Annotated in this window: 10 protein-coding genes and 1 tRNA gene; 5 read left to right on the top strand and 6 right to left on the bottom strand. The window is 62.3% G+C overall.

Features of this window, described 5'->3' with window-relative positions:
- Positions 1 to 43: 43 nt before the first annotated feature.
- Positions 44 to 128 (bottom strand) — tRNA-Ser (locus ACSBP4_RS15070).
- A gap of 99 nt (positions 129 to 227) precedes the next feature.
- Positions 228 to 2,918 carry a phosphoenolpyruvate carboxylase gene (ppc, locus tag ACSBP4_RS15065; protein ID WP_435552683.1) on the bottom strand — a complete coding sequence of 897 codons (2,691 nt, stop codon included), beginning with the start codon at positions 2,916 to 2,918 and terminating at the stop codon, positions 228 to 230.
- Between the two features lie 216 nt (positions 2,919 to 3,134).
- Between ppc and ACSBP4_RS15060 the strand changes: the two genes are divergently transcribed.
- From ACSBP4_RS15060 to ACSBP4_RS15040, 5 genes are all read left to right on the top strand, one after another.
- Complete coding sequence (locus ACSBP4_RS15060; protein WP_435552682.1) at positions 3,135 to 4,313, top strand: sugar phosphate nucleotidyltransferase; 1,179 nt, start codon at positions 3,135 to 3,137, stop codon at positions 4,311 to 4,313.
- 1 nt (position 4,314) lies between these two features.
- A complete protein-coding gene (glmS, locus tag ACSBP4_RS15055) occupies positions 4,315 to 6,117 on the top strand; it encodes a glutamine--fructose-6-phosphate transaminase (isomerizing) (RefSeq protein WP_435552681.1) in 1,803 nt (600 codons plus the stop codon).
- Between the two features lie 100 nt (positions 6,118 to 6,217).
- Positions 6,218 to 7,042 carry an undecaprenyl-diphosphate phosphatase gene (locus ACSBP4_RS15050; protein ID WP_435552680.1) on the top strand — a complete coding sequence of 275 codons (825 nt, stop codon included), beginning with the start codon at positions 6,218 to 6,220 and terminating at the stop codon, positions 7,040 to 7,042.
- A 198-nt stretch (positions 7,043 to 7,240) separates the two neighbouring features.
- Positions 7,241 to 7,405 carry an HVO_A0556 family zinc finger protein gene (locus ACSBP4_RS15045; RefSeq protein ID WP_435552679.1) on the top strand — a complete coding sequence of 55 codons (165 nt, stop codon included), beginning with the start codon at positions 7,241 to 7,243 and terminating at the stop codon, positions 7,403 to 7,405.
- A gap of 59 nt (positions 7,406 to 7,464) precedes the next feature.
- Complete coding sequence (locus ACSBP4_RS15040; protein ID WP_435552678.1) at positions 7,465 to 9,930, top strand: MFS transporter; 2,466 nt, start codon at positions 7,465 to 7,467, stop codon at positions 9,928 to 9,930.
- Between the two features lie 350 nt (positions 9,931 to 10,280).
- Here the strand turns inward: ACSBP4_RS15040 and ACSBP4_RS15035 are convergent, their stop codons facing one another.
- Genes ACSBP4_RS15035 through ACSBP4_RS15020 form a run of 4 tightly spaced genes read right to left on the bottom strand, consistent with a single transcriptional unit; the run spans position 10,281 to position 14,913 of the window.
- Positions 10,281 to 12,713: an ArnT family glycosyltransferase gene (locus tag ACSBP4_RS15035; RefSeq protein ID WP_435552677.1), complete on the bottom strand. Its 2,433-nt coding sequence runs from the start codon at positions 12,711 to 12,713 to the stop codon at positions 10,281 to 10,283.
- Between the two features lie 11 nt (positions 12,714 to 12,724).
- Positions 12,725 to 13,432 carry a glycosyltransferase gene (locus ACSBP4_RS15030; protein WP_435552676.1) on the bottom strand — a complete coding sequence of 236 codons (708 nt, stop codon included), beginning with the start codon at positions 13,430 to 13,432 and terminating at the stop codon, positions 12,725 to 12,727.
- Positions 13,433 to 13,483: 51 nt separating this feature from the next.
- A complete protein-coding gene (locus ACSBP4_RS15025) occupies positions 13,484 to 13,891 on the bottom strand; it encodes a GtrA family protein (protein WP_435552675.1) in 408 nt (135 codons plus the stop codon).
- A gap of 14 nt (positions 13,892 to 13,905) precedes the next feature.
- Positions 13,906 to 14,913 carry an NAD-dependent epimerase/dehydratase family protein gene (locus tag ACSBP4_RS15020; protein WP_435552674.1) on the bottom strand — a complete coding sequence of 336 codons (1,008 nt, stop codon included), beginning with the start codon at positions 14,911 to 14,913 and terminating at the stop codon, positions 13,906 to 13,908.
- Positions 14,914 to 15,015: the final 102 nt, after the last annotated feature.

Raw genomic sequence — 15,015 nt, 5'->3', positions numbered from 1 at the left:
TTCGCACCGCTACGCGGGGCTCATCGGTTTGTTGCTGTAAAAGCGCCGAGAGGGAGATTTGAACTCCCGAGTCCGTGAGGACAGCAGATTTCGAATCTGCCGCCTTGGCCGGGCTAGGCTATCTCGGCTCACTCCTCTCTACTCGAGAGACGTTTTTACCCGTTTCGATTTTTTCGCTCCGTGCGAACGGTTCGCCCGAGGGCGATAGCCCCTCGAGCCGAGCGGCGTTACCCGGTGTTCTTCATCCCGGCCGCGATCCCCTTGACCGTCAGTCGCAGCGTTCGCTCCTCGATGTCGGTCCGGTGGGTCCGGTCGAGCAGGTAGACCTGAAGCATGTTCAGCGGGTCGACGTAGGGGTTTCGTCGCTCGAGGTTCTCGCCGAGCCAGTCGCGGGTGTGTAACTGTTCGCGCTGGCCGATCTCGGTGATCAACTCGCTTGCCCGCGCGTACTCGTCGGTCACCCGGGGGAAAAAGCGCTCCCGGAGGTCGTCGTCGGCCATTTCGGCGTACCGTTCGGCGATCTCGAGTTCGGTGCGGGACAGCGAGAGCGCGGCGTTGTCCAGCGTCGTCCGGAAGAACGGCCACTCCTCGTACATCTCTTGGAGCGTCTCCATCGAGCCGCCGTCGTCTGCGTAGGCGTCGATCCCCGTCGCGAGCGCGTACCAGCCCGGGAGGATACACCGCGACTGGGTCCAGGAGAACACCCACGGGATCGCCCGCAGGTCCTCGACCGTGCGCTCGCCGCTGCGGGAGGCCGGCCGCGAGCCCAGATCCAGATCCTCGATGACGGTGATCGGCGTCGCCTGCTCGAAGTAGCGGACGAACCCGTCGCTCTCTAAGAGGTCGCGGTACTCCCGGCGGGCGGCGTCGGCCATCGTTTCCATCGCGTCGACCCACTCCTCGGGGACCTCCTCCTCGGGCTGGTCCAGCGCCTGCTTGCGCGCCCGCAGTTGGGCGTTGAGCATCTGTTCGATGTTGCGCTCGGCGATGCGGGGGTTGGCGTACTTCTCGGCGATGGCTTCGCCCTGCTCGGTGAACTTGACCTGGCCCGTGACCGTGGAGTTGGGCAGGGCCAGCAGCGCCTCGTTCATCGGGCCGCCGCCCCGTGAGATCGAGCCGCCGCGGCCGTGAAACAGCCGCATCGTCACGTCGTGATCGTCACAGATCTCGCCCAGCCGGCGCTGGTTCTTGTACAGCGACCAGTTGGCCGCGAGGAAGCCGTTCTCCTTGTTCGAGTCGGAGTACCCCAACATGATCTCCTGGGTCCGCCCGCGGGCCTCCAGCGCCTGCGCGTAGGCTTCGTTCTCGAACAGCGTGCCCATGATCCGGCGGGCCCCCGAGAGGGCGTATTCCGTCTCGAGTAGCGGCACGATATCGATCCCCGAGTGTTCGGGCAGAGAGACGACGCCGGCCTGATCCGCGAGGAAGAGTACCTCGAGGACGTGGCTCGGCTCTTCGGTCATCGAGATGCAGTAGGTGTCGATCGCGTTGCTCCCGTACTCGGTCTGCCACGCCGCGAGGCGATCGAACAGGTCGAGGACGCGGGCGGCGTCGTCCGAGAGGTCCGTCGTCCGCTCGAGGTCGATCACGGGCTCGTCCTGCAGGACGGCGTCGGTCAGGAACTCGACGCGCTCGTCCTCCGAGAGGCCGTGGTAGTCGATCCCCTCGGCCTCGAGGGCCTCGGCGATGGCGTCGGTGTGTTTTTGCTGGTGATCGCGCAGGTCCAGACTCGCCAGCGAGAAGCCAAAGGTCGCGACCCGCCGTCGGATCGGGTCGACGTGGGCGTCGACGACGCTTTCGGCCCCGTTGTCCCGGAGGCTCTCGGCGATGACCGCGAGGTCGTTGCGCAGGCCCTCGACCGTCTCGTAGCCGCCGGGGCGAACGTCGCCGACCCGGCGGAGTCGCTCGCGCATCAGCTTGAGCTTCTGTCGGTACGGCTCGTCGGGGTAGCGCTCCTCGGCCGTCCGAGCGGTCCCCGGCAGCCGCTCGCGATCTTCCTCGAGCGAGGCCTGGAACGCCGAGCCAGCGTCGATCCGGCTACCGTCCTGGCTCAACACGCCGGAGAGGCGCTTGAGCTGATCGCGGTACTGCTCTAAGACGACCGAGCGCTGCCGTTCGAGGGTGTTGGCGGTGACTTCGGGGGTCACGTAGGGGTTGCCGTCGCGGTCGCTGCCGGCCCACGACCGGAACTCGAAGAGCTTCGGGATTTCGAGACTCCCGGGTACTTCCTCGTCGATCGCGTCGGCGAGTTCGTCGTAGACCTCGCCGACGACGTCGAACAGCGTGTTCTCGAGGTACCACTGGACGTTGCGCGCCTCGTCTTCGGGTTCGGGCTGGCGATTGCGGACCTGTGGGGTCTGCCAGAGGCTCGTGACCTCCGCGTCGACGTCCCGCCAGACCTGCCCCTCTTCCTTGTCGGTCAGCAGCCGCTCGTCGACGGTCTCGAGTGACGTCGAAATCTCCCGCAGTTTGGACTTGACCGTCTTCCGGCGGGCCTCGGTCGGGTGGGCGGTAAACGTCGGCTCGATCAGGACGTCGTCGAGTACCTGCCGGACAGTCTCGACGTCGGCCTCGCCCAACTCGGCGGCCGCGGTCTCGAGGCTGTCCTCGAGGGTTCCTTCCTGGGACGCGGTCCGAATGGTCCGGACCCGCTCGCGTTCCTCGGCGAGGTTGATCAACTCGAAGTAGGTGGTAAACGCCCGGGCGACGATCCGTTGCTGGTGTGGCGACAGTCCCTCGAGTTCCGCGATCAGCGGCTCCCGGGACTCGAGGTCGCCCGACCGGTACTCGATCGCGGTCCGGCGACAGGACTCGACGGTCTCGAACGCGCGTCGGGAAGTCTGGTCCTCGAGGACGTCGCCGAGCAACGCCCCGAGTTCGCGGACGTCCTGGCGGACGTTCCTGTTGTGCAGTCGCATATCCCGTCCGTACGGGGCCCACGGGAAAAACCCTCGGTGGCACACTCGGACGGAACGACGGTGACGGCCGGGGGCCATGTATTCCGGTAGCTGTAGGGGGGTTGGTGTGACGCCGGTTCCGATTCACTAATCGCGCGTCTCAGCCGTGTGATAATGGATCGCAGGACAGAACGTCAGCCACAAGAATAATATTATCCCACTACTGTCAGTACCGACATGAGTATCCGTTCTGCAGTGGTTCTCGCCGCAGGGGAGGGGGAACGGCTGCGGCCGCTGACGACACATCGGCCGAAGCCGATGCTCCCTGCGGCGACCAAACCGATCCTCGAGCACGTCTTCGACGCGCTCGTCGATGCCGGGATCACGGAGATCACCGTCGTCGTCGGGTACGGCAGGACACACGTGCAATCGCACTTCGGGTCGACATATCGGGACACGGCGCTCGACTACGTGGTCCAGGACAAGCAACTCGGAAGCGGGCACGCGCTGTTGGCCGCCGAAGCCGACATCTCGGAACCGCGACTGGTCGTTAACGGCGATCAGCTCGTTGCGCAACGGATCGTGACGGACGTCCGAGAGGCCCACGCCGACAACGACGCGATCGCGACGCTCGGTCTCATTCGAGACGCGGCCGTCGAGGACTACGGCGGGGTGATCCGCGATGATGACGGACACGTCTCGGAGATCGTCGAACGGCCACGTGACGATCGGACCTATCACCTCAATGCGGGCGTGTATGCGATCGATCCGACACTGTTCGACTATCTCCGCGGCCCGGAACCGCACCTCAATGAGTACTCGCTCGTCGACGGGATCACGAACGCGATCGCCGCCGACGAGGCCGTCCGTGGAACCGTGTCCGACGGGATCTGGATCGACGCGACGTATCCGTGGGATCTCCTCGACGTGACGGCGACGCTCTTCGAGAGCGACGACGGCGTCGAGAGTCGCGTCTCGTCGAACGCGCAGGTCCACGAGTCGGCGACGCTTATCGAACCGCTCGTGATCGCGCCCGACTGCGTCGTCGGTCCCGGTGCCGTCGTCGGACCGAACGTCGCCCTCGGCGAGAACGTGACGGTCGCGGCCAACGCCGTCGTCGAGAGAAGCGTCGTCGATATCGACTCCCGGATCGGTGCGAACGCGACCCTCGTCGACTGTGTGACCGGTCGTCGCGTCCGAATCGGTGCCGGTTCGACCGTCGTCGGCGGACCCGGTGACGTTCGCGTCGGCAGCTCCATCCACGAGGACGAACCGCTGGGGGCCGTGATCGCCGATCGGGTTCGCGACGGCGGCGGCGTCACCTACGCACCGGGGACGGTTGTCGGCCCCAATGCGGACCTCGCGGCCGGGACGCGCGTGGCAGGCGTGATCGACGGCGGGACGGAGGTCCAGTGAGATGTGCGGTATCGTCGGTTACGTCGGCACGACTGGAGGCGCTGCTGCCGTCGATGTCGTTCTCGATGGGCTGTCGAGTTTGGAGTATCGCGGCTACGACTCCGCCGGCCTCGCCGTCCCGACGCCGTCGCTGGCAGTCCACAAGGCCCAGGGGGAACTCGCGGCACTCGAGGGGATCGTCCCGCGTGGCGACCTCGCGGGCTCACTGACGGGCATCGGGCACACGCGCTGGAGTACCCACGGTGCGCCGTCGGACGTCAACGCACACCCCCATACCGACGAGGCGGGGCGAGTCGCCGTCGTCCACAACGGTATCATCGAGAACTACCAGCGCCTGCGCGACGACCTCGCGGAGGCAGGTGTTGTCTTTCGGAGCGAGACCGATACCGAAGTCGTCCCACATCTGATCAGACGGTATCTCGACCGCGGTGTGAGTCCGGAAGCGGCGTTCCGACGAGCGATCGACCAACTCGAGGGGAGTTACGCGATCGCTGCCGTTTTCGAGGGCTCTGAAACGGTGTACGCGGCCCGCCAGGATTCCCCGCTCGTCGTTGGCTTCGGCGAGACTGGAACCTACCTCGCGAGCGACGTTCCCGCGTTCATCGAACATACGGACCGCGTCTGCTACCTCGAGAACGGCGATGTCGTACGGCTGACCGCAGATGGGGCCGTCGTCACCGATTCCGCGGGAAATCCTGTGGACCGTCCGACGGAAACGGTCGCATGGGATCCCGAAGACGCCGAGAAAAGCGGCTACGACCACTACATGCTCAAGGAGATCCACGAGCAGCCGACGGCCCTGCGTCAGTGTCTCCGCGGCCGCATCGACGACCTCGAGGGAACAGTGACGCTCGAGGATATCAACGGACTCGACCACGACGGCCCGGTTCAGTTCGTTGCCTGCGGCACGTCGTATCACGCGGCGCTGTTCGGCGCGGAACGGCTCCGCCGGAACGGCATGGCTGCCCAGGCGTTCCTCGCCAGCGAGTACACGACGGATCGTATTCCCGTCGACGCGGAGACGCTCGTCGTCGGCGTTACCCAGAGCGGCGAGACCGCCGACACGCTCCGCGCATTACGGGAGGCTGCTCGCACCGGTGCAACGACGCTGGCGGTGACTAACACGGTCGGGAGCTCCGCCGCCCGCGAGTGCGACCACGCACTCTACATCCGGGCCGGGCCCGAGATCGGCGTCGCCGCGACGAAGACCTTCGCGAGCCAGCAGCTCACGCTCGCTCTGTTGGCAGCGAAACTCGTCGACAGCTCGAATCGAACGGCCCTCGAGGCGCTTCGGGACATTCCGGGGCAGGTCCAGACCGTTCTCGATACGAGCGACGCCAGAGCGGTCGCCGAGGAATTCGTCGACGCCGACGGCTTCTTCTTCATCGGCCGTGGCTACCACTATCCGGTCGCGCTCGAGGGCGCGCTCAAAATGAAAGAGATCACCTACCGCCACGCCGAGGGGTTTGCCGCCGGCGAACTGAAACACGGCCCGCTCGCGCTTGTGACCGAGGACACGCCGGTGTTCGCCGTCGTCACCGGCGACGGCGAGGGCGCTCGGAAAACGATCGGCAACGTCGCGGAAGTTGCAGCGCGAGAGGCACCGATTGTGGCAGTCACCGATGGGGGATCAGACGTAACGCGGTATACCGACTACGTCCTCGAGATTCCAACCACCGATGATTTCACTGGCTCAGTCCTCGCAGCCACCCAGTTACAACTGGTGTCCTACTGGCTTGCAAACCGGCTCGGCCGGTCGATTGACAAGCCCCGAAACCTCGCTAAGTGCGTGACAGTGGAATGATTTCTGTAGTGGCCTGCCCAGTGATAGCAGATCTTATCCGTCCACTTGACGAGAGAGACGTTCAGACAATTTAAGTAGTCGCAGGAGCCCGGTATCAGCAGTGAGTCGGGTCAATTTAATCGTGGCGATCCTCGCCGGGATCGTCCAGGGGATCGTCGAGTGGCTGCCCGTCTCGAGCCAGGGCAATCTCGCGTTGTTTCTGACACTGGTAGGGACTGATCCCGGCGTTGCGGTCCAGTTGGCGCTGTTCATGCAGGTCGGGACGACGCTGTCGGCCACGATGTACTACTGCGCGGAGATCGCGGCGGCCGTCAGGGCGGTTCCCGGCTGGCGGCCCGCCGCCGCCTACGACGGGGCGAACGCGATCCCGTCGTACGTCGTCGTCGCGACGGCGATGACCGGCCTCGTCGGGATTCCCCTCTACGTCTTCGCGGTCGACCTCGCCGACCGGCTCACTGGCGGCGTCTTCATCGCCGCGATCGGCGTCCTGCTGGTACTGACCGGCGCCCTCCAACTGGTGTCGGAGTCCGTCTCGATAGGGATCCGCGACGCGCCGACGCTCTCGGACTCAGTGCTCGTCGGGGCCGTGCAGGGCGTCGCGATCCTCCCCGGGATCTCGCGGTCGGGCGTGACGACGAGTGCCCTGCTCTTTCGGAGTTACGATCCGCCGGCCGCGTTCCGGCTCTCGTTTCTGCTGTCCATCCCCGCTAGCCTGGGGGCGGCCGCGCTCACTATCGCGGGCGCCGGCGGCCTGCCAGGCATCGATCCGGTCCCGGCGCTGGCGGCCCTCGGAGTGAGTGCCGTCGTCGGCTACCTGACGATCGATGCGCTCATGCGGGTCGTCGATCGCGTCCCGTTCTGGCTCGTCTGTTTCGGCCTCGGCGGGCTGGCGGTCGTCGGCGGGGGCGTCGTCACCGTCGTCTGACGGGCCCACGGTCGGCGCTCTGTCTGCACAAACGGATATGATGGGCGCCGTCACGAACAGAACCTGTTTACCTTGAGGCGCGGTACTAACTTTGACAGTGTCCCCTCTCGCCTGCAGAATCTGGGTACGGACGATCTCGGCCGACTAGTCTGCCTGCGCAAAAAGACTATAACACGATCGTGAGTTGGTTCGGCTATAATGCAACTGCCAGACCAGGCCACGGGCGAGCAACATCTTCTCGAGAACCTCGAGGGACAGGCCTGTGCGTTCTGTGAGGAGGGACAACTCGTGCGCGGCAGCTACAAGGGAAACACGGCTGCGCTCTGTGACGAATGTGGGACGCCGGGCGCGCAACTCTGGTAACTCGCTGTCGTTCATCGGGAACGAAAACATGATAGCCCCGTACACGCACTTGCAGAATAATGTCTACTGACGGCGACGTGGATAGAATCGCGGAGGCGACCGCGTCGTTTCTTGAGGATCGTGATGACGGGGAGCGCGCGCTCGAGGCCGTCCTCGCAGTCGATTCCAATCACGAGAGGTGGACCTTCGACGATGTGGATCTGGACTCTGGTACCTTCGGGGAGCTGGTTTCGAGAGGGATCGTCACACAGGCCCACGACGCATATCGGGTCGCGGAGCCGACGGTTGTCGAGGCCGCTCTGACAGGCGAGGACCCCGAGCCGGAGACTAGAGCGACCAGCAGCGGGTTTGAAGTTGGCCTTAATCGGTTCTGGGACGCCGTCGACCCCCGGACCCTGACGGCACTGTTGGGGGCCCTACTGGTCGTGGCCGCGGCTCGGCTGACGGCGGTTCGATCAGTGTTCCAGCAGGGCTATGTCGTATCACCGGGAAATGACCCGTACTACTTCCGGTATTGGATGGAGAAGTTGCTGGCGGCGAGTGCGGGACCGGCGGACTACGGTGTGTTCGTTGACCTGCCACCCGAGGCGGCCGGCCGGCGGCCGCTGTCACATGTTACGAACTGGTTCCTCACCGAGTTGCTTGGTGGCGGCCAAGGCGCAGCCGAGACGGTAGCAGCGTGGCTACCTGTCCTTGCGTCCGTCGCGCTCGCGCTCGTCCTCTACACGCTTGCCGTTCTGCTGACGCGAGACGTCCGGGTCGGGATCACATCGGTTCTCGTCTTCGCGGTGACGCCGATCCACGCGGTGTATACGGGGCTTGGCTTCCTCGATCACAACGCCCACCAGTATTTCTGGCTCGGAATCACGCTGGTGACGCTCACGTGGCTCGCCGTCGATCTGCAGCGGCGACTCGAGCGTAGCACCGATCAGGAGACAGCCGTTCGAGAGCATCTCCGATCACCGCCAACGTGGGCTATCACTATCATTTTCGGCCTCTCGGTTGCGGCTGGAACCCACACGTGGGGGGGCTCACCATTACTGCTGATTCCACTTGCGGCATACGTTGGGTCACGCGTGGCACTCGACGTTCGAGCGGGGCTCTCACCAGTGCGTGCAAACCTGCCGCTCCTCGGTGGACTGTTCGTCGGCAGTAGCCTCTCGCTCGCCGTCCACTCCCAGTGGGGGTGGCACGCATCGTTCGTCGCGGCCACACCCATACTGGTGTTCGGGGGGGCGGTTGCCGTAACTGCGCTGGGGGAACTCTGGCGGCGGCTCGAAGCCCGATCGCGAGGGTTGATCGCCCTCGAAGCGGTCGTCGCGATCGGCGGGCTCGTCGGGTTTCGGATCCTCCGTCCTGCGGCGTGGGCCACCGCGGCGACACGGGCCACCGATCTCTTTTTCCGCGGTGGCGCGACGGAGACGGCCTCGCTGTTCGCCGCGGAGTACTTCGTGATCTTCGGGCCGTTGTACCAGCTCGGTATGGGGTTCTACGTCGCGCTGGCAGTACTGGGCTGGGTGGCATGGACCGTTACCCGTGAGTACGAACCCGGATGGCTGCTCATTGGCACCTACGCGAGCTATCTGCTCGTGTTGGCGGGTGTTCAGGTGCGATTCGCCGGCCAACTCGCGATTCCGCTTGCCGTCCTGACCGGGCTGGGGATCGTCCACCTGCTTTCGGTCGTCGATCTGGCGCGCACACCGGTTCCGTTCCGGGATCGAGAGTCCGGTTCAACTAGGGGGTCTCGGGAGCGGGGGATCGTTGCTGCGGACGGTGGCCAGGCACTCGAGCCATCGATTTCGCTCCCCGACGGCCGTGCAGTCGGGTACGTGATCGGGATTGGCCTGCTCGTCTTCGGGCTGAGCCTCATCTACGTCCCTGGACTGACGGCGGACGTGACCCATAGCGAGGCACAGGTCGAAGCTGCAAGCGCGATCGACGACCACGCCGCGGCGGCGGACCGCACGTATCCCGAAACCTACGTGCTGAGCGAGTGGGGCGACAACCGGATGTACAACTATCTCGTCAGTGGAGAAGCCAACAGTTACAGCTACGCGCAAGACAACTACGGTGCGTTTCAGTCGGCATCTGATCCCGACAGCTGGTACGACCGGTTCGACAGCCGGGTCGGCTACATCGTCGTGACGGCGACCGACGGGGAACGTCCGGCTACTAGCGCGCAGGCCCGCCTGCTCGAAAACTGGGGCGCCGGCGGATCCAATACCGAGGCGGTTTCCCACTACCAAGCGGTATATATCGCCGATGAGGTGGGGGCGTTCGCAGTGGTGCCCGGCGCAACGATCAATGCATCCGGGAACCCGGGTGAGAACGTAACTGTGAGTACCGAGGTATCCGTCTCAGACGAATCGTTCACGTACGAGCGGACGGTGACGGTTGCGGAGAACGGCCGAGCCACGGTGACGGTTCCTTATGCTGGAGGATATTCGGTCGGCGAGCGCCAAGTGTCGGTCACCGAGGCAGACGTCGAAAACGGGACGGCAGTGACACTTGACAGGGAAAACTGACATCGGTCTTATTCGCTCGTTTCGCCCCCGGTGGACTTCGGTCAGAACTCGAGCACGAGGGACTTCTTGCGTTTCTCGTACTCGCCGGTACTACTCTCGAGGGGGTAGTTCGGCCGTCACTCGCCATCAAGGCCGGAAAGACGGTCTTAGCGGTGTTCACGTCATCGCGGCGATCTGCAGGCGGCTCGTGCTAACTGCGCTCCTCTAGCAGACGAGCGAGGTATTCGAACTGGGGTGACCGAAGACGGCCAGACTTGACGGACACAGTAATCGTCAGCGAAGTGTTCGTCTCTCTTCCACCGTCGAGACTTGTCTCTCAGTCGCTCCTCAGAACCATCGAATACGGTGGCTCAGGAGGTTTGACACTCAGTGTTTGTCCCGATTGAGTCCACGCGCAGTGAGTAGGTTCCCGGACTGGAGCGGTGGGCGGCGACGAAAGCCTCTGCCCTTACATTTTTTGGGGTTTGCCACTTCGTTCGCCAGTACTTGCTGACATCTAGCTTTACCTTGCTCCATGATCCGTCGTCTACGGGGAGGAAGACGAAGCGCGCCTGCTCTGATTCATCGTATACCATGGTTTTGGTGGTGTTCGGAGAAACCGTGAAGACAAGTCGATTCCCTTTCTCGTCAGTGAACTGTATACCTTTTCGGACAGACGTGTCGTGCGCGGATGTGGTTCCGTTCTTCGTTAGCACGCACGCAGAGAGCGTACGATCGGGATACGAAATCGTCTGTTCAATGCCCGTGTGTGCCCAGTCCTGTTCGCTACCGCCGCTGCGCCCATCCTGCGTGACGGATAATTCGAGCGCCGACTGTTCTCCAGAGTTGACGGTAGACAGGCTGACGTCGTCGCCCTCGCTCTGCAACCGGATGTGTCTCCAGTCTACGGGTGGTCCGTCGCTTCCGACGGTGACGAGGCCGCCGTTTCTTACTACTGGAGGGGTATCTGTGGGCTTATATATTCTAACATTCTCCGCTTCGGTACCAATCACGTGCACTAGCTCTGCGTTACCCGTGAGATTCTGCTTGAACGCATTTACTTCCGCCTCCCGCCCTGGCCCCCAAGAGCGGATCCACGGGTCGGTCATAACGTAGTCAGGGTTCTGCTGCAGGATCTCCTCTGCCGCCTTCCTCTCCTCTTTTGGCATCAGGAACATGTACGCGTAACTATCGAATTGGGCAACGCTCTGTGTCTCCTCGGAGAGCGCCAGTATCGTGGGGCTGGTAGCGTACGCCAGATCAGCGTCGTGGCTCTCTACGTACTCAATGGTCTGGTCGTACACCTTTTCCGGGTTGTCGTCCGAGATGGTGTTCTGGATATCGTAGCCGAGGTAGTAGAACGGAATTGGCAAAGAGGATACCAGCAGCACGAGTACAATCAAAACGGCGACAAGCGTTGACTTGTCCCGGTTGGAGAACAGTCGACGACGGAGTGAGGACAAGGTCTCGGAGAACTGTGGGGTGGGAAGCGTCGTTGCCGAGACAAACGCCGCCACTAGGACGATGAGGAACGGATACACGGCGACGTAGTACCGCTGTAGGTAGAATAGAGGCTGGCACATTACGATAACTCCGAGGATAGCCACTGAAAGGAACCGCTCGGCAGGCGTGTGAGCGCGCCGGATCCCGTACAGTGCGATCGGCATTGATGCGATCACCGGGAGAGAGTATAGTGAGGTCGACTTTAGATGGATTATATTCGACATCGTGAGACGTACCAGCGCGAGCAGCGAGGGGAACTGCGTTCCTGAACGTCCTATGTGATAACGGAGCGTCTGATTCAGGAACTCTTGTGGAGCCAGCAAGATGAACGGCCCCGCGGCTAGGAGGAACGACGTGACGCCCCCGGCGGCTAAAATCCAGGGCGGACTGGCCCTAGCGGCGGTGACCGCTGTTCTCGCCCCGCGCTGCAGGTTGTCAGTCTTGAAGGCCGCCAGCGCGAGTACTGCTACCGGCAACAAAAATACAACGGCGAACGACAGCATGTCCGCCGTCTCTAGGAAGAGGGGATCAATAATCGGGATCGGGAGACTGAGGCCGAAGCCGCCGCTGAGAAACAGGACCGCGACCCACGACAGCAGCACCAACATCCCGTACCAGTACCACGTTTTGAATTGGCCGATGATACGGGCGCTGTCCCACCACTTTTCATCTATGTTTACCAGCAGTAATGCGGCGAAAACGCCGAAGGCGGCCGGAATGAATACGTACTTCGTGGCGACGGCTAGTCCCAGAAGTCCGCCTGCGAGAAACACCGGTTTTCGATCCGGTTGTTCCAAGTCGGTTCCCAGTACGACGTATAGCGCGCCGAACACTAGTACGAGTCCCAGCGGCTCTTGGACGATGCGCCGTCCGAAGTATACCAAGTTCGGAGCGACTGCGACGAGGCTGGCAGCGAACAGCCCCGTACTCTCCGCGCCGACTCGTCGGCCCACGCCATAGGCCAGTACGATTGCCACTGCCGAGAGGGCGATCGAGAGATATCTCCCCATAAAAAAGTCGTACCCGAACACGGCGTAGACGGCCCCGAGAACGGTGGTGTGGAACGGCGGGTGAACCAGTACAAACTCTCTGTACGGCACGTGGCCTTCAGCAAGGAACCGCGCTGCGAGGGCCCACGCTCCCTCGTCGTAGTCATTGAAGTAGCTAAACCAGTGGTGTGTGTTCAGGTACCGGAGCACTACCCCAACAAAAAGTACGAGATTCAGGGGGACACTGACTCGCCGAGCTGGGAGCCGGTCCGACATTCGGCTAAAGGCGCTAGATGTGTGGTCCCAGTCCATTATATTTAGTCTCACTCACGACTGAAGTTCAGCGCGTACAGCAACTTCACGTATCCAAGGGCGGTCCCAAACTCGTCCATCTTGCTTTCACCGTGTTTTCGCGGGTCATAGGTGATCGGAACTTCCGTAACCGAAAAACCGGCTCGGGTCGCCCTGACCAGCGCTTCCGGATAAAACTCGAAGTTCTGGAAGGTGAGATTATCCCGTATCTCCCTGATGACTTCCGCATCGTAGAGTCTATATCCCGAGCTCACGTCGTTCGCGTCGACTCCGAACAGACCGGATACCACTTTCGCGGCAAAGGGGCTAGCGAGCTTCCGCCACGAGTGAAGGTCGTCGAAGTTGCCCCCTTCAACGAAGCGCGAACCGATGACGACGTCACCGTCACCCCGGGCATTGAAGAGCCGGTCTAACTCCTCGGGCCGGTGGTTAAGGTCGGCGTCCATTGTCAGCACATGGGTCGTCTCGTCGGAAATTGAGTGGAGCCCGACCTGGTACGCTTTACCGACACCAAGGGGATCCGGATAGTGATCAACGGAGATGTTCGGGTACTCGTCGGAGAGTTCTTTGATCCGCTCTGCGCCCCCGTCGGTTCCCTGGTAGACGTAGTGGAGCGAGTACTCGTCCACGTGTTCGGCCAATACGGGATCTAGACGTCTCGTGAGTTCCTCTATATTGTCTCGTTCATTATAGGCAGGAATAACTGCGGTAATATGCATTATGAGGTACCCAGATACTACGTGTATATATTTGTTCTGCTCTGCCAACGTCTATGTTCCAGAACTCCATACGAACCGTTCGCTGAATCCGTAGTTCCAGAAAGTCGCGAGACCGATACCTGCGAGGTTTGCGAGCATGTAGTATACACCCGCGTACTCGGTCAATACGCCCAGAACCGCGATATTTATGGCCATTCCTCCTGTGTACGCCAGGTTGAACTTCACCATCCTTCGCAACCGGTTTTCGTCCTCCGTGACTTTCTCCTCGAACGTCCAGATCTCGTTCAGCAGGAAGTTAGAGATGATTGAAATTTCGATCGCTATGGCCGAGGAGAGTAGGTAGTGTATCCCGGCGATCTCGATCGCTACGTACAACAGGCTGACGTTCACGAAGACACCGCTCAGTCCAACGAAGCAAAACTGGACGAATCGGCGGATCGGTATGTCCTGATACGACATCGATACTGGGGGATCTAATCCTCCAGCGATTCGATCGCCTTTCGCCGACCGGGTTCGGCGTCCGCCTCCGTTTCCCAGTGGGAGAGCGTCTTTCGTAGGCCGGTCTCGAGATCCGTAGTGGCCTCCCAGCCGAGCAGATCCTTTGCCTTGGAGATGTCTGGTCGCCGGACTTGGGGATCGTCAGTTGGGAGCGGCTCGTACGTGATTCCGACATCGCTGTCGGTCATCTCTAACACCGTCTCGGCCAGTTCCATGATCGTTATCTCGTGGGTGCTACCGAGATTGACGACGGCTCCCGAGCCCTCCGAGGGAGGTAGCTCGCCAAACGTCCGGATTCCGTCTATTAGATCTGCGACGTAGCAGAAGGACCTCGTCTGGCTCCCGTCTCCGTACACCGTGAGATCCCGGTCGTTTAGAGCCTGCGAGAGGAAGTTCGGGATGACTCGGCCGTCATCGGATCGCATGCGGGGTCCGTACGTGTTGAAGATACGAACCGTGCGGATATCAGTGCTGTGTTGCTGTCGGTACGCAACCGCTAGCGCTTCCGCGAATCGCTTGCTTTCGTCATAGGGCGCTCGCGGACCGCGAACGTTCACGTTCCCGTTGTACGTCTCCTTCTGAGGGTTCTCTTCCGGGTCTCCGTACACTTCGCTCGTCGAAGCCAAGATCGTCCTCGCGTCGTGTCTCCGGGCGAGGTCGAACACGTTTCTGGTCCCCATGCTGTTCGTAAGAGCGATCTCCACTGCGTGCGATTCGAAGTCGGCGGGGCTCGCACGAGACGCGAGGTGATAGATCTGATCTACGCGGTCGAAGTCAGGCAGGGGATTACGGATATCGTAGTCAACAATGTCTACCAGCGGGTCGTTTCTGTGGCCGTGGAGGTTCGCAGAGCGACCGCTGCCGAAGTGGTCTATTACCGTTACTCTGTACCCGTCTTCGCGGAGTTCGTCCACCAGATGACTCCCGAGGAATCCTGCACCGCCTGTAACGATCGCGTGAGGGACTTTGTCACCAGAACTCATGTATAACCAGTGTTGCTAACGGCAGCGGTCGTCTCTGATATCGCAGAGCACGCGTGCCTTACGTAGTGATTAAGTCACTGCCTTCATTATAAGTGTTACCTT

The sequence above is a fragment of the Natrinema sp. CGMCC1.2065 genome (assembly GCF_051225675.1).
GTDB lineage: Archaea > Halobacteriota > Halobacteria > Halobacteriales > Natrialbaceae > Natrinema > Natrinema thermotolerans.
This window is presented reverse-complemented; position numbering and strand designations above follow the sequence as displayed.